Origin of the sequence: Tessaracoccus sp. OS52, assembly GCF_020687685.1 — a bacterium.
In the GTDB taxonomy this organism is placed as follows: Bacteria; Actinomycetota; Actinomycetes; order Propionibacteriales; family Propionibacteriaceae; genus Arachnia.
Genome location: NZ_JAJEWM010000001.1, coordinates 1493124 through 1515956, shown reverse-complemented (window position 1 = coordinate 1515956; position 22833 = coordinate 1493124). Strand labels below are relative to the sequence as shown.

The window sequence follows — 22833 nt, the reverse complement described above, 5'->3', positions numbered from 1 at the left end:
TCAGGCGTCGAAGACCTCTCCCAGGTCGTAGGCCAGGGCACGCTCCACCTGATCGATCCGGCAGGAGCTGGGCTCCCGGTCCGGTCGCCAGCGCAGGAACGAGGCGGCGTGCCGGAAACGGTTGCCCTCGAGCTGGTCGAACGCCACCTCCACGACGAGCTCTGGGGCGAGCGGCACCCAGGACTGGTCGCGGTCACCGGAGAACCGGGAGGCGGGCGCCGCCAGGGAAGGGTCGGCGTCGTCGATCACGAGTTCCTGGAGTTGCTCCAGCAGTTCGCGCCGCGTCTTCATCGGCAGCCCCACGATGCCGCCCACCCGCCGGAGCTCGCCGGCGTCGTCGTACATCCCCAGCAGCAGGGAGCCGACTCCCTCGCCGCTCTTGTGGACCCGGTAACCCACCACGACCGCCTCGGCGGTTCGCTTGTGCTTGATCTTGAGCATCGTGCGCCGGCCCTGCTCGTAGGTGCCTTCGAGCGCCTTGGCGATCACGCCGTCGAGTCCGGCGCCCTCGAACCGGTTGAACCAGTCGGCGGCAACGGCCGGGTCCCTGGTCACCGCGCTCAGGTGCAGGCGCTCGTGGAGATCGGCGTCGAACAGTTCCTCCAGGCGAGCGCGGCGTTGCGTCCACGGCCGGCCGGTCCAGTCGTCGTCGTCCAGGGCCAGAAGGTCGAAGCAGACCAACTCCGCAGGGGTGCGTTCGGACAGGAGTCGGACACGGCTGGCGGCGGGGTGGATGCGCTGGCTGAGGTTCTCCCAGCTGAGGCGCTCCGCACCGGGTTCACCCGTGCGCTGGATCACCTCGGCGTCGATGATGCACCGCTCGGGGAGCGACGCCACGGCTGGGAGCAGTTCCGGGAAGTAGCGCGTCAGCGGCTTCTTGCCGCGGCTGCCCAGTTCCATGAGGTCTCCGTCGCGGATGATGATGCAGCGGTAGCCGTCCCATTTCGGCTCGTAGGCGTAGTCACCGACGGGTACGTCGTCGACGGCCTTGGCCAGCATGGGTTCGATGGGCAACTCCAGTGGCAGCATTGACCCATCATCGCATCGCGCGCCTGTTGTGGCGGGGCATCCGGCAGGTCTAGGCTGGAGGTCCGTGGAGCACACGAGAACGACCAAGCACATATTCGTCACCGGAGGCGTAGTCTCCTCCCTCGGCAAGGGGCTCACGGCCTCCAGCCTCGGTAACCTGCTGGTCGCACGCGGCCTCAAGGTAACGATGCAGAAGCTGGATCCCTACCTGAACGTGGATCCGGGCACGATGAACCCCTTCCAGCACGGTGAGGTCTTCGTCACCGAGGACGGGGCTGAGACCGACCTGGACATCGGCCACTACGAGCGGTTCCTCGACGTCAACCTGAGCGCCGACGCCAACGTCACCACCGGCAAGGTGTACTCCTCGGTGATCGCCAAGGAGCGTCGCGGGGACTACCTCGGTGACACGGTCCAGGTGATTCCGCACGTCACCGGTGAGATCCGGGACGCGATGCTTGCGATGGGCAGGGATGTCGACGTCGTGATCCACGAGATCGGCGGGACCGTCGGAGACATCGAGTCACAGCCGTTCCTCGAGGCGGCCCGCCAGGTGCGCCACGTCGTCGGCCGGGACCACGTGTTCTTCCTGCACGTCTCCCTGGTGCCCTACATCGGGCCCTCTGGTGAACTCAAGACCAAGCCCACGCAGCACTCGGTGGCTGCGCTCCGCCAGGTCGGCATCCAGCCCGACGCCATCGTGTGCCGTGCCGCGTTCGAAGTCCCGCAGGCCCTCAAGCGCAAGATCGCCCTGATGTGCGACGTCGAGGAGGAGGCGGTGATCTCGTGCGCCGACGCGTCGTCGATCTACGCAATTCCCCGGGTGCTGCACTCCGAGGGCCTCGACGCCTACGTCGTGCGGCGCCTGAACCTCAGCTTCCGCGACGTCGACTGGCGGACCTGGGGGGAGTTGCTGAGGCGGGTGGAGTCACCCAGGCACGAGGTCACCGTCGCGCTGGTGGGCAAGTACGTCGACCTCCCCGACGCCTACCTGTCGGTCACCGAGGCGTTGCGGGCGGGCGGTTTCGCCAACTGGGCGAGGGTCAACGTCAAGTGGGTGGCATCGGACAACTGCGAAACCCCCGACGGGGCTGCAGCCGAACTCGGCGACGTCGACGCCGTGTGCGTGCCTGGTGGCTTCGGCATCCGGGGCGTGGACGGCAAGCTCGGCGCACTGAGGTACGCGCGTGAGCAGCGGATCCCCACCTTGGGCCTGTGCCTGGGGCTGCAGTGCATGGTGATCGAGGCGGCACGCAACCTGGCCGGGATCTCCGACGCCGCCTCCAGCGAGTTCCAGGCCGACACCGAGCATCCCGTGATCGCGACCATGGCCGAGCAGGTGGCCATCCTCGACGGCGGGGGCGACCTCGGCGGGTCCATGCGGCTCGGGTCGTGGCCGGCGGAGCTGGCCGAAGGCTCCGTGGTGCGCTCCCTCTACGGTTCAGCCGAGGTCACCGAACGGCATCGGCACCGCTACGAGGTCAACAACGCCTATCGGGGCCGGCTGGAGGAGGCTGGGCTGGTGATCTCCGGCGTTTCGCCCGACTCGTCGCTGGTGGAGTTCGTCGAACTGCCGGCCGACGTGCACCCGTTCTACGTCGGTACGCAGGCGCACCCCGAGCTGAAGTCGCGCCCCACCCGGCCGCACCCCCTGTTCGACGGCCTTATCCGCGCGGCCCTCGCGCGGCAGGAGGCGAAGTGATCGCCGACAAGCCGGTGGCCTGGGAGGTCACCTCCCGCGAGGTGCTGGGCGAGGGCAGGGTCTCCAGCTTCGTGAATGAGGAGGTGCGCACTCCCTCGGGTGAACTGATCCAGCGCCAGTACCTCACCCATCCAGGCGCGGTAGCGGTGCTCGCATGGGACGAGGAGGCCGATACCGTCGCTTGCCTGCGGCAGTACCGGCACCCGGTGCGCATGGAACTCGTCGAGATCCCCGCGGGCCTGCTGGACCTTGACGGCGAGGACTGGGTGGTGGCCGCGCAGCGGGAGTTGACCGAGGAGATCGAGCTCGCCGCCAGCAAGTGGCAGGTCCTGGTGGACATGTGCTCGACGCCGGGGGCGTGCGAGGAGTCGTTGCGCATCTACCTCGCCCGCGGGTTGAGTGCCACGGCGCGTCCCGAGGGGTTCGAACTCGAGGGCGAGGAGGCGCACATGACCTGGGAATGGGTCTCCCGCTCGGAACTGACACAGGCGGTCTTCGACGGTCGCTGCCAGAGCCCCAGTCTCGTCGTGGGCGTGCTGGCACTCGAATCCGCCATCCTGGGGGGCCGCACCGAGGCGTTGCGGCCGGCGATGTCGCCGTGGCCTATCCGTGAGAGGCTGCCCGCGACGGGTTCCGACCACTCATGAGCGCGCTGGCGGCTGTCGTCAACGACTACCTGGGCCACGTCCGGGTGGAGCGCGGACTGGCAGCCAACACCGTCGCCGCCTATCGCCGCGACCTGGCCCGCTACGTGGCCTTCCTGGAGGAGCGCGGGATCCTCGAACTGTCCGAGGTGACCCTCGTGGAGTTGTCGGAGTTCGTGCGCGAGCTGTCCGCGCAGGTGGCCAAAGCGTCGGTGGCCCGCACCGTGGTGTCCGTCCGGAACCTGCACGGCTTCGCGCACGAGGAGGGCGTCACCCCCGACAACCCGGCACTCGACCTGCACCCGCCCAAGCTCGACCAGAGGCTGCCGAAGGCGCTGAGCATCGCGGAGGTGCAGGCCCTGCTCGACGCCCCGGACACCGACGAGGTGGTCGGCCTGCGCGATGCCGCCCTGCTGGAGTTGCTCTACGGCACGGGTGCCCGCATCTCCGAGATCTGTGCGCTTGACGTCGACGACCTCACGGCCATCCTCAAAGACCCTGACGCAGGCCTGCGGTTGCTGGGGAAGGGTGGCAAGGAGCGGCTGGTGCCGTTGGGCAGTTACGCCCGGGCCGCCGTCGATGCCTACCTGGTCCGGGCTAGGCCCGTGCTGGCCGTTCGGGCACGTCGCAGCGAGCACGCCCTGCTGCTGAACCAGCGCGGCGGGCGGCTTTCGCGCCAGTCGGCCTGGGCCGTCATCGGGCAAGCGGCCGCGACCGCCGGCATCAAGACCGAGGTCTCCCCGCACTCGTTGCGGCACTCCTTCGCCACGCATCTCCTCGACGGTGGAGCCGACGTCCGCGTCGTCCAGGAACTACTGGGGCACGCCTCGGTGGCGACCACCCAGATCTACACGCTCGTGACGATCGAGACGCTGCGGGAGGTATATCTGGGTGCGCATCCGCGAGCCCGGTGAAGTCGGACCGCCGCCCGCTACCCGCCGCCCGCCGCCCGCTACCGCTCGTCGGCCGCGCTACCGCTCGTCGGCCGCGCTACCGCTCGTCGGCCGCGCTACCGGTCGGCGGCCGCGCTACCGCTCGCCGGCCGCGCTACCGCTGTGGCGGTGGCATCGAGCCCGGAGTGCAGCGAACGGGGCTTTGGGTGGCGAACGCAAGAAGAGGGGCAAGACGGCGCGGATGCGTAAGCACCGAGTTTTCCACAGAACTTGTCTGCCCCTTGTACGGGACCTCCCAGTTCGGCTGGAATTTAGCCATGGAAGAAGCGCTGCAGCCCAACTTCACCTACTCCCAGCTGGTGGCCACGGGACTGAGCGAGGCCGACATCAGAGCCCGCGTTCGGGCCGGTGACCTCATCCGGCTGCGCCGGGGGATCTACTGTTTCCCCGAAATGCTGGAGCCAGGGGCCGCACACCTCAGGCTCGCCAGGGCAACCATGCCTCTGGTGCATGAGTCAAACGTCCTCAGCCACCAGTCCGCGGCTTGTGTTCACGAGCTGCCGGTGCCGCGCGCCTTGCTGGACACCGTCGCAATGACACGCCGCACGCAAGCCCACGGGAGGGGTCGTTCCAAGCTGCGAATCTACGCTTCCCGGCTTCACGGCGACGAAGTCACCACAGTGCGGGGCCTGCCGGTGACGACGCTGACCCGAACCATCGCGGATCTCGCCAGGACCCAGCCGTTCCACTGGGCCGTCGCGGCTTGCGACGCCGGGCTGGCGATGGGGGTGGGACGCGACGAGTTGCTCTCAGGACTCGCGCGGCATCCGGGCCTCCATGGGCTCCCGGTCGCGAGGAGCGCCGTGCGATTCGCTGACGCTCGGAGCGAATCTCCCGCCGAGTCGTTGAGTCGTGTGCAGTTCCTCCGCCACGGTGTGCCGGCGCCCGTGTTGCAGTTCGCAGTCCGCGACGTCGAAGGGCAGACGGTCGCGACGTCGGACTTCGGATGGCCGGACCTCCGGCTGGTCGGTGAGGTGGACGGCAAGTGGAAGTACGGTGAGCTGCTCAAACCCGGACAGAAGCCCGCGGACGCCATCATGGCTGAGAAACGACGGGAGGAGGCCATCCGGTTGGCCGGGTACTGGATCGTTCGCTGGGACTGGCCGATCGCGACGAACGGACCGGAGCTGGCGCGCCGCGTCCTGCGGGCCATGGAGTTCCAGCGCAAGCAGGTCGCGGCCTGAGCATCTACCCACGCGTGCCGTCGCGGAAGGTCGGCGCCACCGTTCGCCGCCCTCGCCACCGTTCGCCGACCTCGCCACCTCTGTGGCGGTGGCGAACCGGCCGGAGGGCAGCAGGCTGGGTCAGGGGTGGCGAGCGGGCCGGGGGGCAGCAAGCTGGGTCAGGGGTGGCGAGCGGGCCGGGGGGCAGCAAGCTGGGTCAGGGGTGGCGAACGGACCGGGGGCAGCAAACTGGGTCTATGGCGGGACCCACGGAGGTTACCGGGAAGGGGAGGCGTGGCCGACGAGGGCACCGGACTTCCGTCTGTAGGGGACGGCGGTGCGCGACGCGTCGAGGGACTCGCTGGGGATAGGCTGTGCCAAAGTCGACAAGGAGGCATGCCGTGACCGAAGAGGGCCTGTTCACTGATGGCACACCGAAGTTCGAGGTGCCGGACGCACCGGCCGTCTCGACCTTGGTTGACACCGGCGACATCGGCCCGACCGGCAGACCGCTGCCCAAGTTCCCGACCCCTCCACCGCCCGACCCCAACCGTCGAATGCACGCGACCATCATCTCGATGTGCAACCAGAAGGGCGGCGTGGGCAAGACGACCACCACCATCAACCTGGGCGCGGCCATCGCCGAACTCGGGTTCAAGGTGCTGCTCGTGGACTTCGACCCGCAGGGCTCGTTGTCCGTGGGCCTGGGGGTGAATCCGCACACGCTCGAGCGCAGCATCTACAACCTGCTGCTGAGCAGGCAGTTCACCGCCGACGAGGTGATCCAGCACTCCAGCGTCAAGGGCATGGACATCCTGCCGAGCAACATCGACCTGTCCGCCGCCGAGGTGCAGCTGGTGAGCGAAGTGGCCCGCGAGCAGACCCTGACCCGGGTCCTGCGGCACCTGCGCCATGACTACGACTTCATCCTCATCGACTGCGCGCCCAGCCTCGGCCTCCTCACCATCAACGCACTGACCGCCAGTGACTACGTGCTCATGCCGCTGGAATGTGAGTTCTTCGCGCTGCGCGGTATCGCGTTGCTGACCGACACCATCTCCAAGGTGGCGGACCGCCTGAACCCGGACCTCAAGGTCGTCGGCATCCTCGGCACCATGTACGACTCGCGCACCCTCCACGCCCGAGAGGTGCTGGAGCGGGTCGTCCAGGCCTTCGGCGACGACGTGTTCCACACCGTGATCCGACGCACCGTGAAGTTCCCCGAGACCACTGTCGCGGGTGAACCGATCACAACCTACGCCTCCGCCTCCCCGGGCGCCGACGCGTACCGCCAGCTCGCGCGGGAGGTGCTGCAGCGATGCCAGGACCGGTGAACAAGGGCAGGCGCGCCTCGCTGCCGGGCGCCAACGAGTTGTTCCGTCCCACCCGCGCCCAGACCGCGGCCGCCGACCGCGTGAGCACACCGTCGGAGTCCCAAGGGTCCCAGGACGCGGACAAGACCGACGGCGCCACGCCGGCCGCCACCGGCAGGGTCAGGCATGACCAGAAGATCACCGTCTACTTCTCCTCCGAGGAACTGTTCGCGCTAGAGGACGCGACGCTGGCCCTGAAGCGACGCCACGGGCTCGCTCTGGACCGTGGCCGGCTCGTCCGAACCGCCGTCGCCCTGGCCCTGGCGGACCTCGCCGAGCACGGCGAGGCGTCGGCTGTCGTGGAAGAGTTGCGCCAGCAGTGAAGGCCAAGCGGGGCAAGTCGCACCCCCGCCCGGAGCACCAGGACCAGGTGGCGGGCTTCGACGTCCACCTGTCCAACTTCGAGGGCCCCTTCGACCTGCTGCTGCAGTTGATCGGACGCCACGAGCTCGACGTCACCACGGTCGCCCTCAGCAAGGTGACCGACGAGTTCATCGCCTACGTGAAGGCCGGCGGCGGCGTCTGGGACCTGGACAAGACCAGTTCCTTCCTCGTGGTCGCTGCGACGCTGCTGGACCTCAAGGCCTCACGGCTCCTGCCCGGCGGGGAGGTCACCGAACCCGAGGACCTGGCGGCGCTGGAAGCCAGGGACCTGTTGTTCGCCCGGCTGCTGCAGTACCGGGCGTTCAAACAGCTGGCGGCCTGGGTGGAGGGGCACATCGACGCAGCCAGCCTGACCCATTGGCGCCCCGGTGGCCTCGAGGAGCAGTTCCGGGCCGTCCTGCCAGAGGTGGAGCTGCCGTTGACGCCCGACGACGTCGCCCGACTCGCGGCGGGCGCGATGACCCCCAGACCCGCGCCGATGGTGGAGCTCACCCACCTGCACGGCGCACGCGTCAGCGTCGTCGAGCAGATCGCACAGGTCTCGCGGCGCCTCCAGCAGGCAGGTGCGCTCACCTTCCGGGCGCTGGTTGAGGGATGCGACAGGCTGACCACGGTGGTGCGGTTCCTCTCGATCCTGGAGCTGTACCGCGCGCGGCAGGTGGCCTTCGAGCAGGCCTCCGCGCTCGCGGAACTGCACATCCGCTGGGTTGGCGGCGACGAGGCCGAGCTGCCCGACGTCGACGAATACGACCAGCTCCCCGACCTGGAGGAATCATGAGTCTTTCCCGAGCGCTCGAAGCCATGTTGTTGATGGCCACCGAACCGGTCACCGCCACCGACCTGGCCGCGTCCCTGGACGTGCCCGAGGCGGAGGTTGCCACGCAGCTGGAGGCGATCGCCCGGCACTACCGCGACACCGAGCGGGGCTTTGAACTCAGGCGGGTGGCCGGGGGCTGGCGGCTGGCCACAGCGGAGGACCTCGCGGAGGTGATCGAGGCGTGGGTGGTCTCCGACCAACGCGCCCGGCTGAGCCAGGCCGCCCTGGAGACCCTCTCCGTCATCGCCTACCTGCAGCCGGTGACGCGGGGGCGGATCGCGGGTATTCGGGGGGTGAACGTCGACGGCGTGGTCAAGACCCTGTTGGTACGTGGTCTCATCGCGGAAGCGGGGGAGGACCCGACGTCGGGCGCCATGAGCTTCGTCACCACCGCACTGTTCCTGCAGAAGCTTGGCCTGGACTCACTCGACGAGTTGCCCGACCTCGCGCCCTGGTTGCCCGACGCCGTAGCCTTGGAGGCTGAGCTGAGTCAGCTCGTGGAGGACCAGCCGGTCCCCGTCCATCCTGAGGAGAACCAATGAACGCCGAGCCCGAGGGCATCCGTCTGCAGAAGGTGCTGGCGGCGGCCGGGATCGCATCCCGGCGTGCCAGCGAGATCCTCATCGACGAGGGCCGGGTGGAGGTCAACGGCAAGGTCGTCACCGAGCAGGGAATGCGGGTGGACCCGGAACGCGACCACATCCGCGTCGACGGCTCCAGGATCCCGCCGCCCCGTCGCCACCTGTACGTCCTTCTCAACAAGCCCCGTGGCGTGGTGTCCACCATGGAGGATCCCGAGGGGCGGGAGACGCTGAGCGACTACCTGCCCAAGACCAAGGAGCGCCTGTTCCATGTGGGCCGTCTGGACACAGACACCGAGGGCCTCATCATCCTCACCAACGACGGCGATTTCGCGCACAAGATGGCACACCCGTCGTTCGAGGTGCCCAAGACCTACCTCGCCGAGGTGGTCGGCACCGTCGACAACCGGACCATCAAGCGGCTGGAGAAGGGCATCACCCTGGAGGACGGCCCGGTCAAGCCGGACCGGGTCTCGCTCAAGTCCCGCACCGACTCCCGCAGCCTGCTCACCATCACCCTGCACGAAGGCCGCAACCGGATCGTGCGACGGATGATGGACTCAGTTGGGCACCCGGTTGATCGGCTCGCGCGGGTGGCCATCGGACCGGTGCGTCTCGGATCCCTCCAGGTGGGCAAGACGCGCGACCTCACCAGGGAGGAACTGGGGGCCCTGCTGGACCTCATCGGCATGTGACAAGGGCTGACAGCCCGGTTCGGGTGGCTTGCCCGCTTCGGGTAGGATTCCGCACGTGAGTTTCACCCCTGATCTTTCCCGTCCTCGCCGCGCTCTCGTGGCCCTCGTCGCAGTCGCGGGACTCGGGCTGAGTGCCTGTGGCCAGCCCTCCAGCGAGAGCACCGAGACCCCCGACGCCACTGTCTCGCCCTCAGCCAGCGCGACAGCCGAGCCGTCGCCGAGCGAGAGCCCGTCGCCCACGCCGACGATCGAGCCGGCGAGCGACCTCGAGGCAATCACGGTGACCGACGGCGAGGAGCCCGAGGTTGAGATCCCGGCGCCCTGGGCCATCGACGAGACCCGCACCAAGGTGGTCACCCCTGCACCCGAGGGCGGCCAGGTGCTGAAGGAGACGAGCACCGCGAACCTCCACTACGCGGGATACAACGCCCGGACGGGCGAAATGTTCGACAGCTCCTGGCAGCGGGGCGCGCCAGCCACGTTCCAGTTGCAGCAGGTCGTACCCGGCTTCACCAAGGGCCTGACCGGACAGTCCGTGGGCTCGCGGGTCCTGATCGCGATGCCGTCGGAGGACGGGTACGCGCAGGGCAACCCCGCCGCCGGCATCGAGGTCGGTGACACTCTGGTGTTCGTCGTCGACATCCTCGGCGCCAACTTCGAGGAGGCCACCGGCGAGCCCGTGGCACCCGCAGCCGGACTGCCGGCTGTCGACATGTCCAGTGGGACCCCTGAACTTGCCAAGCCCACCGGCGAGGCGCCGAAGGAACTCGTCGTCCAGACCTTGGTCAAGGGCCCGGGAGCGGTTGTCGAGGAGAACTCGACCATCCAGGTCAAGCACCGTTCGTGGGTATGGGGGAGCGGAGAGCTGCTCGAGGACGCCTGGCGTCCCCAGCAGGGTCCCCTCGACACCCTGATCGAGGGCTGGAAGCAGGGACTCGCCGGCCAGACCACCGGCTCCCGAGTGATGCTCGTCATCCCGCCGGAACTCGCCTACCCCGACGGTTCGCCCACGCTGGGCCTCGACGCAGGCCAGACGTTGGTCTACGTGATCGACATCCTCGACGCCACCACGCAAGCGTGAGCAGGCCTTCGACGAGCCCGGGAAACGGGTCGGTTGTCCTGAGCTAGTCGAAGGATCACACCACCCGAAGCATCCCCTCGGCATCGTGCCAGACGGCCCCGCGCCAGAAGGCGCTACCTGCCCGCGGCAGGCCATGGTGTGGCATCGCGGCGAGCGCGTCGTCGGCGGTCTCCTGGGCGCCCAGCCCGAGGGACGCGCTGAGGGTTGCCATCACCTGCCGTTCCGACAGGCCGCGCGCTGCCAGATCTCCCAGCGTGACCGAGCCGTCCCGCTTGGCCAGGCGGACGCCGTCGGGGTTGGTGACCAGCCCGATGTGGGAGTACTGCGGCGGCGTCCCGCCCAGGCGCTCGCAGAGCCACGCCTGTCGGGGCGCGGACGTGAGCAGGTCAGCGCCACGGGTGACGCGCGTGACGCCCTGGGCCAGGTCGTCGACGGTGACCGCGAGGTTGTAGGAGTAAGCACCGTCTCCGCGGACGAGCACGAAGTCGTCGACGAGGCCGGTGAACTCGCCCAGTTGCAGGTCGGTGATGCTGAAGGCCGCGCCCTCGGCACGCACTCGAATGGCCGCCGGCCGCTCCTCGCGCCGTCGGGCGGCCTGGGCGGCACTGAGCTTCGCGCAGGTACCGGGGTAGGGCCGGTAACCGTCGTCGTGCGGGGCCGACGCCGCCTCCGCGATCTCGCGCCGGGTGCAGAAGCATTCGTAGGTTGCCTCACCCAGGGCTGCCACTGCGGCCGCGTAGGCGGCTGTGCGCTCCGACTGCCACACCACCTCTCCGTCCCAGTCAAGGCCCAGGGCCAACAGGTCCGTCAGTTGTTCCTCGGCAACGCCGTCGGCAGCCCTGACGCGGGCCCGGTCGAGGTCCTCGACGCGCACCAGCCAGCTCCCGCCCGCGCGCCTGGTCAGCAGCCACCCAGCCAGTGCCGTGCGGAGGTTGCCCAGGTGCAGACGAGAAGTCGGGCTCGGTGCATAACGATCGATGACGGACACGGCTCAATTGTGGCCTGCGTCCCAATACAGGGTGCGGTAGCCTGCGCGCGGAGGGGGTTTGGAGTGAAGAAGGCCAAGTCCGAGCGGCTGATCAATCTGGTCATCCTGCTGCTGCATTCGCGCCACTACGTCACGCGAGCCCAGATCCGGGAGACCATCGAGGGCTACGCGGGGCAGACCGACGCCGCGTTCGAGCGCATGTTCGAGCGCGACAAGGAGGAGCTTCGCGCCGCAGGCGTCCCGATCGTGACCGGATCCAACCACCCGGACTCCGACGAATTCGACGGCTACCGCATCCTGCGCACCGACTTCGAGCTGCCACCGGTCTCGTTCACACCCGAGGAGCTGGCCGTGCTCGGGGCCGCGAACTCGGTGTGGCAGGAGAGTGTGGCCGCGCAGCGGACCAACGAAGCGCTGGAGACGCTCCGGGCAGCCGGGGCAAACCCCGACCCGCACCGGCTCGACGTGCTGCGCCCCAGGATCCCCGCCGAGCCGGGCTTCGACGAGTTGCTGGAGGCCATCCACCAGCGCCGGGAGGTCGGGTTCGCCTACCGAGGCCAGCCGCGCCGGGTGCAGCCGTGGCGGTTGCAGCAGAGGGGCGGTCGGTGGTTCCTGCTGGGCTTCGACCTGGACCGCACGGCCCCTCGGCACTTCAAGCTGAGCCGGATCAGCGACGGCGTGCGCGCGACCGGCAGACCCGACGCCTTCGCCGCCCCTTCGCCGGAGGTGGTCGAACAGCATCTGGAGTTCAACGACTCCAGCGAAGCCGTGACCGGCATCGTCGGGATACGGAAGGGGGCCGGCGGGGACCTGCGACGCAATGCCACCACTGCGGACTGGGACGGCCCCGTCCCCGAGGGGTTCGACGTCCTCAGCGTCACACGCCCACACCATGGAGCGCTCGTGGACGAGATCTGCTCGCTGGGACCCGATGCCATCGCCCTCGCCCCGGCGTCGGTACGCGACGACGTCGTCGAGCAGCTCCAGTGGGTCGCCAAGAGGTGGGGCCGGTGAGCAACACGCCACAGGTGCAGCGCCTGCTGAACCTAATTCCCTACCTCCAACGCCACGAGTTCGTGGAAGTGTCCAAGGTTGCCGAGGACTTCGGCGTCACGGCCAAGCAGGTTCTGAGCGACCTGGAGGTGCTGCAGTTCTGCGGGCTGCCCGACGGACTCTACGACGACCTGTTCCACGTAGACCTTGAGGGGGCGCGCGAGGACGGCTTCATCTCCTTCCGGAACGCCGACGTGCTGACCCGCCCCCGCAAGCTGCGGGTCGACGAGGCGAGCAGTCTCGTGGTTGCGCTGGAGTCCCTGCTGGAGCTCTCGGGGGGCTCCGATGCCGCCAGCAGCGCGCTCGCCAAGCTGCGCGACGTGATGGGCGACATCGAGGCCCCCGTCAGCGTGTCCGTGGCGGCGGGGAACCCCGAGCACCGCGACGTGCTGCGGCGTGCCATCGAGGAGCACGAGGTGGTGGAACTGGCCTACACCGCGTCGTCCGGAGGTCCCAGCGTCGCAGCGGTGGAGCCGGCACTGCTCAGGATCGTGGACGGCATCGCCTACCTGGAGGCCTGGAGCCGGTACCGGCGCGACTGGCGTTCCTACCGGCTGGACCGGATGGACTCGGTCACCCCCACCGGGGAGCAGTTCGCGCCGCGCCCGGACGTCCCCGAAGCCGACGCGCCCTGGTTCCGCGACGCCGACCAACTCACACTGGTGGTCGAGCCGGCCGCCCAGTGGCTGCTTGAGTACCTGCCCGTCACCTCGGCGGAGCGCGGGGATGACCGCGTGACCATGACGCTGCCGCTGGGTTCCCGGAGCTGGGCGACGGGTCTCCTCCTGCGTCTGGGCAGTCGAGTCCTGGACGTCTCGGACGAGTCCCTCGCTGCGGCCGCGGGCGGCGCCGCAGCCGAGGCTCTGCGGCGATACGCCGGAGCAACTGGAACGGATTGTCTCGATCCGGACCCGGCCGGGTAGCATTCCACCGTGATCTGGGTATACGTGTTCCTGGGCATCGGCCTCGCGGGGCTGGTGACGGCGGTCTCGTATGCCGTATGGCTGGCGCACAAGGCCTCCGACCTGTACAGCGAGGTACGAATGCTGGGTAGGCGGGCTGAGGAGGCGGCTGAACTGGTGGGCCGTCTGCAGCTTTCGACGGATCGCACGACTACACTCGACTGAGCAAGCTATCCCGGCGATTGCCGGGGAAAGAAGGATTCGAAATGCCTGGTGGATGGGAATGGCTCATCATCCTGGCCATTGCGTTGCTGCTGTTCGGCGGTTCGCGGTTGGCTGGTCTCGGCAAGGGCGTCGGGCGCTCTATCCGGGAGTTCAAGGAAGAGGTCAAGCCGCTGGGTGACGGCAGCGACGAGGACAAGCCCGAAGTCGTCGACGCCGAGATCGTGCAGCGTCCCGAGCCCCGCCGCGATCCCGCCCAGATCGACCGCGCGGCCGACATCGAGGCTCGCGAGCGCGAACTCGCTGCCCGTGAGGAAGAGCTCCGTCGCCAGCGCGAAGCCGAGACCGGGAGCTGACATTGGCCACCACCGCCACCGAACCGGACGCGAAGAAGCGCCGGCTCGGTTGGTTGCGCCCTCCGGAGATGGAGGAGGGCGGCACGATGGCGTTGGTGGACCATCTGCGGGAGGTCCGCTACCGGGTGACGATCTCCGCGATCGCGATCATCCTGACCGCCATCGCCTGCATCTTCATCTACCGCCCGCTCATGCTGATCGTGATGCGCCCCTACTTCATCGCAAAGGGTGAGGTGGAGTCCTCCAACGACGAGGCGCTGCTCCAACTCGCCAACAGTGGCGTCACCGGTCCGTTCACACTGGCGGTCGTGACGGTCCTGCTGGCTGCGGTGATCTTCACGATCCCGATCTGGATGTACCAGGTCTGGGCCTTCGTGGCGCCCGGGCTGCTCGCGAAGGAGAAGAAGTACGCCTTCACCTTCCTCGGCGCCGCGATCCCGCTGTTCCTCCTGGGATGTGCCGTCGGCTACTGGGTGTGGCCCAAGGGCATCGCGGTCATGCTGAGCTTCACGCCGGAGGGGCTGGGTGTGATGAACATCCAGGACATGGGTGAGTTCATCATGCTCGAGGTGAAGGTGATCCTGGTGTTCGGGGTCTCCTTCCTGCTGCCCGTGATCCTCGTGACGCTGAACGTCTTCGGCGTCGTCCGGGGCTACCAGCTTGCCAAGGCCCGTCGTTTCGTGATCTTCGGGACCTGCGTGTTCGCCGCAGTGGCGACCCCCTCGACGGACCCCTTCTCGATGCTTGCCCTGTTCGTGCCGATGACGGTGCTGTACTTCGTCGCCGAGCTGATCTGCAAGGCGCTCGACAAGCGCAAGGGCATCACGGAGGAGGACGCGGCCGAGTTCGCGGTCGATGTCGATGTCGAGGACGGTAAGTGACGCGGGCGCTGGCGAAGCCGCGCCTGTACACGGTTGTTGTCAACGAGTCCTCGGGGGGCGGCCGGGCGGGCAGGCAGTTGCCCAAGGTGGTCCGCTACCTGCACGAACACCTGCCCACAGCGGACCTGCACATCGTGCGCTCGGAGTCCTTCGAGGAGGCCGAGAGCGCCTGCCGCGCGGCTGCCGACGCGTGCCGCGAGGGTGACGCAGTCATCGTCATGGGTGGCGACGGCATGGCCCATCTTGGGCTGAACGCCTGCGCCAATCGCGACGCCACCCTCGGCATCATCCCCGCTGGCACCGGCAATGACTTCGCCCGGGGCGTCGGCCTGCCCAAGTCCATCGCGGAGTCCGTGGCGGCCATCGCGAGGGGCCGGACGGGGGTGCTGGACCTTTCCCGGATCTCGAACGAGACTTTTGCCGAGCGCTACGTCGGGGCCATCGTGTCCACCGGCTACGACGCGCGGGTCAACAAGGCCACCAACGACATCAACCTACGCTTCGGACCGCTCAGCTACGGCTACATCGCCCTGCGGGAACTGAAGTCCTTCTCCCCGTTGCAGTACCAGTTGCGCATCGACGGGCAGGAGCGCAACCAGGAGGCGATGCTCGTCGCCGTCTGCAACACCGGCGTGTTCGGCGGCGGGATGAAGATCGCTCCCGACGCGGACCCGACCGACGGCCTCCTCGACGTCACGATCGTCCACCCCACCAGTCGTGGGACCCTGCTGAAACTGCTGCCGAGGATGTACTCGGGGAAGTTCACCCATCCGGCCATCGAGCGGCTGCAGGCCACCGAGGTCGAGATCGACGGTGATGAGCTGTTCGTGATGGGCGACGGGGAGGAACTGGGCACCGTCCCGGTCACCATCACCTCACAGCCGCGGGCACTTCGCATCTTCGTCGACTGACTCACTCAGGGCGCTGCTACGTTGAATGGGTGACAGACGTTGCTTCGGCCGCCCTGGACCCGCGGGTCGTTGAGTTCGCGGACACCTACGAGTTCGGCCTCGACGACTACCAGCTCGACGGCTGCCAGGCCCTCGCCGACGGCGGGGGAGTCCTCGTGGCGGCCCCCACCGGCGCGGGCAAGACGGTCATCGGCGAGTTCGCGGTGTGGCTGGCAATCGACGAGTCCCGCAAGTGCTTCTACACCACCCCCATCAAGGCGCTGTCCAACCAGAAGTACCACGACCTCGTCGAGGCCTGGGGACCGGAGCGGGTCGGGCTGCTGACGGGCGACTCATCGGTGAACCCGGACGCGCAAGTGGTCGTGATGACCACGGAAGTGCTGCGGAACATGATCTACGCCAACTCCCCGACGTTGGGAAACCTCGGCTACGTGGTCATGGACGAGGTCCATTACCTGGCCGATCGCTTCCGGGGCGCGGTCTGGGAGGAAGTCATTCTCGGTCTCGATGAGGCCGTTGCCATCGTCGCGCTGTCCGCCACGGTCAGCAACGTCGAAAGCTTCGGCGAGTGGCTGCGGACCGTGCGCGGGGAGTTCTCGGTGGTGGTCTCGGAACGGCGTCCGGTGCCGCTCTACCAGCACGTCATGGTGGGCGACAGGCTCGTGGACCTCTTCGAGGGCGTGGCGCCGACCGCGCAGGAACTGCCGTCGGAGCGGATGGCCCGGGTCAACAAGGAACTCCTGAAGGTCAGCAAGGCAGAGGCCTTCCGGGTCCGGGACGACTCCCGCCGACCCCGTGGCCGGTCCGGCAGGGGGAGGTCGGACCACGGCCGCGGCTCGGGGAGCTTCGGGGACGCGACGCATCCGCGCTTCGCAGCCAAGCCCATCCGACGGGCGGACATGGCCCGGGTCCTGGCGCGCGCCAAGCTCCTGCCGGCCATCTGCTTCATCTTCTCCCGGGTGGGTTGCGACGCGGCGGTCAGTCAGGTCCAGGGCTCAGGCGTGGTCCTCACCAGCCGGGAGGAGGCGCGCGCGCTCGGTGAGATCGCGGACCGCCACGTCGCCGGGCTGTCGTACGAAGACCTGGAGGCGCTGCGTTTCGAGGAGTTCCGCGAGGCCTTCTGCGCGGGCGTGGCCGCCCACCACGCGGGGCAACTTCCCGCCTTCAAGGCGATCGTGGAGGAGGGATTCGCCAGTGGTGCGCTGAAGCTGGTCTTCGCCACCGAGACGCTGGCGCTGGGCATCAACATGCCGGCCCGCACGGTGGTGCTGGAGAAGCTCGTCAAGTACAACGGCGAGGCGCACGTCGACATCACGCCGGGGGAGTACACGCAGCTCACGGGACGGGCGGGTCGCCGTGGCATCGACACCCGCGGTCACGCCGTCGTGCTGTGGCAGTCCGGGATGGATCCGAAGGCAGTCGCCGGCCTCGCATCCAGGCGCACGTACCCACTCAAGTCCAGCTTCGCGCCCACCTACAACATGGCGGTGAACCTCACTTCCATCCTCGGCCGCGAGAACGCCCGGGAGATCCTCAACCAGAGCTTCGCCCAGTTCCAGACCGACAAGTCCGTCGTCGAGGCCACCCGCGCCGGCAGGCAGGTCACCGAGGACCTGACCGACGCCCGGCAGGCCATCGAGTGCCACCTGGGTGACTTCATGGAGTACGCACGGATGCGCGAGGAAGTCTCACAGTTGGAGAACACCAGCGCCAAGCAGCGCCGCGCCCAGTGGACCCAGGACGTCGGCGACGCCCTGCGCCGGCTGGTCCCGGGCGACGTGATCCACGTGCCCCGGCAGGGCTGGTCGGTCGTGCTGGCGGTGAGCTCCAAGGAGGCCGGGGCGCAGGTCATCTCGGTGGACCACACGGTCCTGCGCATAAAGCCCCACGACCTGGTCGCGGTCCCCGAGGCAGTGACGCGGGTACGGGTGCCTCGGGGCTTCGACCTCTCGGACCGCAAGTCCCGGCGCGCCCTGCTGGCAGCGATGGCCGACCGCATCGAAGCCCTTGACCCGGCCGAGCCGGAGCCGGAGCCCACACCGTCGGAGGAGGCGCACGCGTCCCGCATCGCCGAACTGCGCCGCGAGCTTCGCAACCATCCCTGCCACGCCTGCGAGGACCGGGAGACCCACGCCGTGGCCGCGGCCAAGGTCATCCGGCTGGAGCGCGAGGCCCGGGCCCAGCAGACCAAACTGGCCGGGCGCACCAACTCGCTCGCCTTCCAGTTCGACGCCGTCTGCGCGGTCCTGTCCGAACTCGGCTACCTCGAGGGAGACGAACTGACCGATGCCGGGCGGATGTTGCGCCGCATCTACAACGAATTGGACCTCGTCGCTGCCGAGTGCGTCCGCCGCGACGTCTTCGCCGGGCTGGACGCCCCCCAGCTGGCCGCCGTCCTGTCCACCCTGCTGTACGAGTCCCGCCCGAGCCGCGACGCCGCCACGCCCCGAATGCCCGAAGCCGCGAGCGAACGTGCCCAGTCCGAACTCCGTGCCGTCTGGCGGGAAGTGGGGCAACTGGAACGCAAGCACCGGCTGGACCGGGGACGCGAGCCCGACATCGGGTTCGCGGAGGTCGCGTGGCGGTGGGCCAGCGGCCAGGACCTCGCGAAGGTCCTGCGCGAGGGTCAGCTGTCGGCCGGCGACTTCGTGCGCTGGGTCCGGCAGGTGATCGACTTCGCGGGCCAGCTTGCCCAGGCCGTGGGTCCCGGGGACCTACGTCGCACCTGTCGCGAGATCGTGGTGGCCATGCGCCGTGGTGTGGTGGACGTCGACATCGAGGAGGACTGACCCACCCCGTCGGCCCGTAGGATGGCGGCATGCCTGTTGCACTGCGCGTCATTCCCTGTCTGGACGTCCACGACGGCCGGGTGGTCAAGGGGGTCAACTTCCGCAATCTCCGGGATGCCGGGGACCCGGTCGAACTTGCCGCCACCTACAGCGCGGCCGGCGCCGATGAGCTGTGCTTCCTGGACATCTCCGCCTCCTCCGAGGGCAGGGCCACCACTCGCGACATGGTCCAGCGCTGCGCCGAGACGGTGTTCATCCCGCTGACAGTGGGGGGAGGCGTGCGGGAGGTGTCCGACGTCGACGCGCTCCTGCGTTGTGGCGCCGACAAGGCGGGCATCAACACCGGCGCGCTGGCCCGGCCCGGTGTGATCGACGAGATCGCCGCGCGCTTCGGCAACCAGGTCCTGGTCCTGTCCCTCGACGCGCGCCGCGAGCCCGGCATGCCGTCGGGTTTCGGGGTCACCACCCACGGTGGGCGGCGCTCGGCTGGCCGCGACGCCATCGAGTGGGCGCGGGAGGCCGTCGAGAGGGGAGTGGGTGAGGTCCTCCTCAACTCCATGGACGCCGACGGCACCACCGCCGGCTTCGACATCGAGATGATCGAGGCGGTCCGCCGGGTCATCGACGTTCCGCTGATCGCCTCCGGAGGCGCGGGCACGGCCCAGCACTTCGTCGAGGCGGCAGACGCGGGTGCCGACGCCGTGCTCGCCGCCTCCGTTTTCCACTACCAGCAGCTCACCGTCGCAGAGGTGAAGGAGGCCCTCCGTGAGGCGGGCCATGTCGTCAGGGAAGGGGCCACGCTATGAGCGACAAGGACTGTCTGTTCTGCAGGATGGTGGAGGGCCAGGTGCCGATCAGACAGATCTATTCCGACGACATCGCGATCGCCTTCCTGGACATCTCGCCGTGGCAGGAGGGGCACGCACTGGTGGTGCCGCGTCGCCACGTCGTCGACGTGCTCGCCGACGACGAGGTGCTGGCCGAACTCTCCCCGGCCGTCGTGGCGGTGGGCAACCTGCTGAAGGACAAGCTGAGCGCCACTGCCTGCAACATCCTCACGAACGCGGGGGCCGACTCAGGCCAGGAGGTCTTCCATGCCCACGTCCACGTGATCCCGCGCTACGCCGACAACCCCGGAATCGCGAACCTCCGGGGGGTCGTGGAGGTGGACCTGGACGCCGTCCACGCCCGAATCAATGCCTGATCCCCAATAAGCGGACCCCGTTGAAAAAGCCGAATGGCGGTGGAAGTAGTGTTCTGTCCGTCAGCTCCCGGTGGACAACAAACCGGGGCCAATTGATACAAGGAGCAGGTATGAAGACCACGAAGCTCGTGGGCATGTTGTCCATCATCGCAGGCATCGTCATGGCGATCGCCGGCATCGTCACATACGTCACCGTCAGCCAGCAGCTGGCGTCCGAGAACATCACCGTCCCCGACGACGCGGCCTTCCTGGCCGGCGACAAGGTCGACGGCCCCTTCTCGGCGTTCGCCCAGGCCGACATCATCAACCACCACGCGCTCGACGCGTCGGAGGGCAAGACCTACGCCGAGCTCGGCGGCCTGGCCCGTCAGGCCGAGGCCGACGGCGACACCGAACTCCAGGAGAAGTACACCCAGCAGCGCGGCACCGTCATGAACGCCTCGTTCCTGCGCGCCTCCCTGTTCACCTCCGTCGTCGCCTTCGGCGTCGCAGCCCTGGTCATCGGCCTGGGCATCCTGTTCGGACTCATCGGCTGGGCGCTTGTTTCCCTGGCCAACGATGTGGACCGCCGAGCTGTCGTCGCTCGCGACGAGGTTCTCGTCAGCTGAACCGAGTCACCCTGACTCCGACAAGGACGGGCCGCCCCTTCGGGAGCGGCCCGTCTCAGCATTCAGAACGCCGGCCGGTAACGCTTGACAGGTTCCTCGCGGGTGCGCAATTGTGGCTCCGTGACCATCAGCCTGATCGTAGCCAGCTAAGCGTTTCGTACCCACACGGAACGCTCCCTCGAGTGCCCTCGCGGCGCCGGGGGTTTTTTGTTGGGCAGGATCAGGCGCAAACGAAGGGAGTGCAATGTCGCATCATGACGACCGCATGCTGACAGGCGCGCAGTCGCTCGTCGAATCGCTGGAGCGGGTCGGTGTGGACGTAGCCTTTGGCATTCCCGGTGGCGCCATTCTTCCCGCCTACGATCCGCTGTTCGACTCCTCGATCCGGCACATCCTCGTGCGGCACGAGCAGGGCGCCGGCCACGCGGCCGAGGGCTACGCCATGGTCACCGGACGCGTCGGCGTGTGCATCGCGACGTCGGGGCCGGGAGCCACCAACCTGGTGACCCCCATCGGCAACGCCTACATGGACTCCACGCCGCTGGTGGCCATCACCGGTCAGGTCAACTCGCACGCCATCGGAACCGACGCCTTCCAGGAGGCCGACATCCGCGGCATCGTGATGCCGATCACCAAGCACAGCTTCCTGATCAAGCGCACCGAGGACATCCCGCTGGCCATCCGGGAGGCGTTCCACATCGCCGCCACCGGAAGGCCGGGCCCGGTCCTGGTGGACATCGCCAAGGACGCCCTGACCAACACCGCGCCGTTCGTTTGGCCCGAGGACCTGGACCTGCCCGGCTACAAGCCGACCACCAGACCACACATCAAGCAGATCCGCGCGGCTGCGAAACTGATTTCCGCGTCCAGGAAGCCGGTCCTCTACATCGGGGGCGGAGTCATGGGCGCCCGGGCATCAGCGGAGCTCGCCGAGCTCGTCGAGAAGACCAGGATTCCCGTCGTCACCACCCTGATGGCACGCGGAGTCATCCCCGACAGCCACGAGCTGAACATGGGGATGCCCGGCATGCACGGCACCGTGGCGGCCGTCGGCGCGCTGCAGCAGGCAGACCTTCTGATCGCCATCGGCACCCGCTTCGACGACCGGGTCACCGGCAAGCTGGACACCTTCGCTCCCAAGGCGAAGATCATCCACGCCGACATCGACCCGGCCGAGATCGGGAAGAACAAGTCCGTCGACGTGCCCATCGTCGGTGACGCCAAGGAGATCCTTCGCCAGCTCTGCGACGCGATGGACGCAGTGGCGGCGCCGGACGCCGAGGCCTGGCGCGCACGCCTGGGAGGCATGAAGGCCCGCTACCAGCCACGCTGGGAGGAGGCCCCCGACGGGCGCCTCTCTCCCCAGGAGGTGATCCAGCGGATCGGGCAGTTGAGCCCCCCGGACACCATCTACGTCGCCGGCGTTGGCCAGCACCAGATGTGGGCAGCCCATTTCCTGCCGCACGAGAGCGCCAACAGCTGGCTGAACTCCGGGGGAGCGGGGACCATGGGGTTCTGCGTCCCGGCCGCGATGGGGGCGAAGGTCGCAGCACCGGACCGTACCGTCTGGGGCATTGACGGCGACGGCTGCTTCCAGATGACCAACCAGGAGCTGGTCACCTGCGCGCTGAACAACATCCCGGTCAAGATCGCTGTCATCAACAACAACTCGCTGGGCATGGTCCGGCAGTGGCAGACGCTGTTCTACAACGAGCGTTACTCCAACACGGACCTGCAGACCGAGTCCATCCCGAACTTCCCGATGCTGGCCGAGGCGATGGGCTGCGTCGGCCTCCGCGCCACCAACGAGGAGGAGATGGAGTCGGTCATCCAGCAGGCGCTGGAGATCAACGACAGGCCCGTTGTGGTCGAGTTCGTCGTCCACAAGGACGCGATGGTGTGGCCCATGGTCGCGGCCGGCACCAGCAACGATGAAATCCAGGTGGCCCGTGACATGGCCCCCGACTGGGAAGAGGAAGTCCTGTGAGCACACACACGCTCAGCGTCCTGGTCTCCAACCGGCCGGGCGTCCTGACCCGTATCTCCGCCCTGTTCTCGCGGCGCGGCTACAACATCGAGTCCCTGGCGGTCGGCCCCACGGAGCGTCCCGACATCTCGCGGATGACGATCGCGGCGCAGGTGGAGGATGAGGCTGCGCTCGAGCAGATCGTCAAGCAGCTCAACAAGCTGATCGAGGTCCGCAAGGTGCTGGAGCTCGGGGGCAACACCGTCAGGCGCGAGATGATGCTGGTGAAGGTCCGGGCCGACGTCAACAGCCGCAGCCAGATCATCGACGTCGTGTCGCTGTTCCGGGGCAAGGCGGTCGACGTGAGCCCCGAGTCGGTCACCATCGAAGCCACCGGCAGCCCCGAGAAGCTCGAGGCCCTGCTGGAGATGCTCTCCCCGCACGGGATCCAGGAGCTAGTCCAGTCCGGCCAGGTGGCCCTCGGCCGGGGTGCCCGGACGATGGCCGAAACCAAGTCCAAGTAGTCAAGAC

The 22833-nt window shown here is 68.4% G+C and carries 24 protein-coding genes; 22 read left to right on the top strand and 2 right to left on the bottom strand.

The window, feature by feature from the left end:
* The gene (locus LKO27_RS07105) at positions 1-1029 is read right to left on the bottom strand and encodes an ATP-dependent DNA ligase (protein ID WP_227736518.1); all 1029 of its coding nucleotides are present in this window, start codon (positions 1027-1029) and stop codon (positions 1-3) included.
* Here LKO27_RS07105 and LKO27_RS07100 point away from each other — a divergent pair.
* From LKO27_RS07100 to LKO27_RS07055, 10 genes are all read left to right on the top strand, one after another.
* Positions 1007-2731 (top strand): CTP synthase, encoded by a 1725-nt coding sequence (locus LKO27_RS07100; RefSeq protein WP_255621840.1) that lies wholly within the window; start codon positions 1007-1009, stop codon positions 2729-2731. The genes LKO27_RS07105 and LKO27_RS07100 overlap by 23 nt on opposite strands.
* Positions 2728-3378: an NUDIX domain-containing protein gene (locus tag LKO27_RS07095; protein WP_370629958.1), complete on the top strand. Its 651-nt coding sequence runs from the start codon at positions 2728-2730 to the stop codon at positions 3376-3378. Before LKO27_RS07100 ends, LKO27_RS07095 begins: the two co-directional genes overlap by 4 nt.
* On the top strand, positions 3375-4289 hold the full coding sequence (gene xerD / locus LKO27_RS07090) for a site-specific tyrosine recombinase XerD (protein ID WP_227736513.1): 915 nt from the start codon (positions 3375-3377) through the stop codon (positions 4287-4289). The genes LKO27_RS07095 and xerD overlap by 4 nt, the downstream gene beginning before the upstream one ends.
* Before the next feature lie 296 nt (positions 4290-4585).
* Entirely contained in the window at positions 4586-5512 is a 927-nt protein-coding gene (locus LKO27_RS07085; protein ID WP_227736512.1) for a type IV toxin-antitoxin system AbiEi family antitoxin domain-containing protein, read from the top strand.
* A gap of 380 nt (positions 5513-5892) precedes the next feature.
* Positions 5893-6825: a ParA family protein gene (locus LKO27_RS07080; protein WP_370629957.1), complete on the top strand. Its 933-nt coding sequence runs from the start codon at positions 5893-5895 to the stop codon at positions 6823-6825.
* On the top strand, positions 6810-7187 hold the full coding sequence (locus LKO27_RS07075) for a hypothetical protein (RefSeq protein ID WP_227736510.1): 378 nt from the start codon (positions 6810-6812) through the stop codon (positions 7185-7187). Before LKO27_RS07080 ends, LKO27_RS07075 begins: the two co-directional genes overlap by 16 nt.
* Positions 7184-8026, top strand: a complete 843-nt coding sequence (locus tag LKO27_RS07070) for a ScpA family protein (protein WP_227736507.1) — start codon at positions 7184-7186, stop codon at positions 8024-8026. Before LKO27_RS07075 ends, LKO27_RS07070 begins: the two co-directional genes overlap by 4 nt.
* Positions 8023-8607: an SMC-Scp complex subunit ScpB gene (scpB, locus tag LKO27_RS07065; protein ID WP_227736506.1), complete on the top strand. Its 585-nt coding sequence runs from the start codon at positions 8023-8025 to the stop codon at positions 8605-8607. Before LKO27_RS07070 ends, scpB begins: the two co-directional genes overlap by 4 nt.
* A complete protein-coding gene (locus LKO27_RS07060) occupies positions 8604-9341 on the top strand; it encodes a pseudouridine synthase (protein WP_227736504.1) in 738 nt (245 codons plus the stop codon). Before scpB ends, LKO27_RS07060 begins: the two co-directional genes overlap by 4 nt.
* Positions 9342-9396: 55 nt before the next feature.
* Positions 9397-10422: an FKBP-type peptidyl-prolyl cis-trans isomerase gene (locus LKO27_RS07055; RefSeq protein WP_227736502.1), complete on the top strand. Its 1026-nt coding sequence runs from the start codon at positions 9397-9399 to the stop codon at positions 10420-10422.
* Positions 10423-10477: 55 nt separating this feature from the next.
* Here LKO27_RS07055 and gluQRS read toward each other — a convergent pair whose 3' ends face one another.
* Positions 10478-11410: a tRNA glutamyl-Q(34) synthetase GluQRS gene (gluQRS, locus tag LKO27_RS07050; protein WP_227736500.1), complete on the bottom strand. Its 933-nt coding sequence runs from the start codon at positions 11408-11410 to the stop codon at positions 10478-10480.
* 63 nt (positions 11411-11473) lie between these two features.
* On the opposite strand from gluQRS, the gene LKO27_RS07045 reads away from it, so the two are divergent.
* From LKO27_RS07045 to ilvN, 12 genes are all read left to right on the top strand, one after another.
* On the top strand, positions 11474-12424 hold the full coding sequence (locus LKO27_RS07045; RefSeq protein WP_227736498.1) for a WYL domain-containing protein: 951 nt from the start codon (positions 11474-11476) through the stop codon (positions 12422-12424).
* Positions 12421-13386: a WYL domain-containing protein gene (locus LKO27_RS07040; RefSeq protein ID WP_227736497.1), complete on the top strand. Its 966-nt coding sequence runs from the start codon at positions 12421-12423 to the stop codon at positions 13384-13386. The genes LKO27_RS07045 and LKO27_RS07040 overlap by 4 nt, the downstream gene beginning before the upstream one ends.
* A 9-nt stretch (positions 13387-13395) precedes the next feature.
* Positions 13396-13590, top strand: coding sequence for a hypothetical protein (locus tag LKO27_RS07035; protein WP_227736495.1), 195 nt, complete (start codon positions 13396-13398; stop codon positions 13588-13590).
* A gap of 41 nt (positions 13591-13631) precedes the next feature.
* Positions 13632-13943 (top strand): twin-arginine translocase TatA/TatE family subunit, encoded by a 312-nt coding sequence (gene tatA / locus LKO27_RS15200; protein ID WP_255621836.1) that lies wholly within the window; start codon positions 13632-13634, stop codon positions 13941-13943.
* A gap of 2 nt (positions 13944-13945) precedes the next feature.
* Positions 13946-14824 carry a twin-arginine translocase subunit TatC gene (tatC, locus tag LKO27_RS07025; protein ID WP_227736493.1) on the top strand — a complete coding sequence of 293 codons (879 nt, stop codon included), beginning with the start codon at positions 13946-13948 and terminating at the stop codon, positions 14822-14824.
* Positions 14821-15735 carry a YegS/Rv2252/BmrU family lipid kinase gene (locus LKO27_RS07020; RefSeq protein WP_227736491.1) on the top strand — a complete coding sequence of 305 codons (915 nt, stop codon included), beginning with the start codon at positions 14821-14823 and terminating at the stop codon, positions 15733-15735. Before tatC ends, LKO27_RS07020 begins: the two co-directional genes overlap by 4 nt.
* Positions 15736-15788: 53 nt before the next feature.
* Positions 15789-18524, top strand: a complete 2736-nt coding sequence (locus tag LKO27_RS07015; protein ID WP_227737239.1) for an RNA helicase — start codon at positions 15789-15791, stop codon at positions 18522-18524.
* 29 nt (positions 18525-18553) lie between these two features.
* Positions 18554-19330 (top strand): imidazole glycerol phosphate synthase subunit HisF, encoded by a 777-nt coding sequence (gene hisF / locus LKO27_RS07010; protein WP_227736489.1) that lies wholly within the window; start codon positions 18554-18556, stop codon positions 19328-19330.
* Positions 19327-19728 carry an HIT family protein gene (locus LKO27_RS07005; RefSeq protein ID WP_227736487.1) on the top strand — a complete coding sequence of 134 codons (402 nt, stop codon included), beginning with the start codon at positions 19327-19329 and terminating at the stop codon, positions 19726-19728. The genes hisF and LKO27_RS07005 overlap by 4 nt, the downstream gene beginning before the upstream one ends.
* A gap of 110 nt (positions 19729-19838) precedes the next feature.
* Positions 19839-20336 (top strand): aromatic ring-opening dioxygenase LigA, encoded by a 498-nt coding sequence (locus tag LKO27_RS07000; RefSeq protein WP_227736485.1) that lies wholly within the window; start codon positions 19839-19841, stop codon positions 20334-20336.
* A gap of 244 nt (positions 20337-20580) precedes the next feature.
* Positions 20581-22323 carry an acetolactate synthase large subunit gene (locus LKO27_RS06995; protein WP_227736483.1) on the top strand — a complete coding sequence of 581 codons (1743 nt, stop codon included), beginning with the start codon at positions 20581-20583 and terminating at the stop codon, positions 22321-22323.
* Positions 22320-22826 carry an acetolactate synthase small subunit gene (gene ilvN, locus LKO27_RS06990; RefSeq protein ID WP_227736481.1) on the top strand — a complete coding sequence of 169 codons (507 nt, stop codon included), beginning with the start codon at positions 22320-22322 and terminating at the stop codon, positions 22824-22826. The genes LKO27_RS06995 and ilvN overlap by 4 nt, the downstream gene beginning before the upstream one ends.
* Positions 22827-22833 lie beyond the last annotated feature (7 nt).

What these genes read in the sequence shown, in the direction of transcription:
- LKO27_RS07105 (WP_227736518.1), bottom strand. Translation starts at nt 1,029, where the DNA reads ATGCTGCCACTGGAGTTGCCCATCGAACCCATGCTGGCCAAGGCCGTC.
- tatA (WP_255621836.1), top strand. Translation starts at nt 13,632, where the DNA reads ATGCCTGGTGGATGGGAATGGCTCATCATCCTGGCCATTGCGTTGCTG.
- xerD (WP_227736513.1), top strand. Translation starts at nt 3,375, where the DNA reads ATGAGCGCGCTGGCGGCTGTCGTCAACGACTACCTGGGCCACGTCCGG.
- LKO27_RS07060 (WP_227736504.1), top strand. Translation starts at nt 8,604, where the DNA reads ATGAACGCCGAGCCCGAGGGCATCCGTCTGCAGAAGGTGCTGGCGGCG.
- LKO27_RS07005 (WP_227736487.1), top strand. Translation starts at nt 19,327, where the DNA reads ATGAGCGACAAGGACTGTCTGTTCTGCAGGATGGTGGAGGGCCAGGTG.
- LKO27_RS07075 (WP_227736510.1), top strand. Translation starts at nt 6,810, where the DNA reads ATGCCAGGACCGGTGAACAAGGGCAGGCGCGCCTCGCTGCCGGGCGCC.
- LKO27_RS07085 (WP_227736512.1), top strand. Translation starts at nt 4,586, where the DNA reads ATGGAAGAAGCGCTGCAGCCCAACTTCACCTACTCCCAGCTGGTGGCC.
- scpB (WP_227736506.1), top strand. Translation starts at nt 8,023, where the DNA reads ATGAGTCTTTCCCGAGCGCTCGAAGCCATGTTGTTGATGGCCACCGAA.
- LKO27_RS07000 (WP_227736485.1), top strand. Translation starts at nt 19,839, where the DNA reads ATGAAGACCACGAAGCTCGTGGGCATGTTGTCCATCATCGCAGGCATC.
- LKO27_RS06995 (WP_227736483.1), top strand. Translation starts at nt 20,581, where the DNA reads ATGTCGCATCATGACGACCGCATGCTGACAGGCGCGCAGTCGCTCGTC.
- hisF (WP_227736489.1), top strand. Translation starts at nt 18,554, where the DNA reads ATGCCTGTTGCACTGCGCGTCATTCCCTGTCTGGACGTCCACGACGGC.
- LKO27_RS07100 (WP_255621840.1), top strand. Translation starts at nt 1,007, where the DNA reads ATGGGCAACTCCAGTGGCAGCATTGACCCATCATCGCATCGCGCGCCT.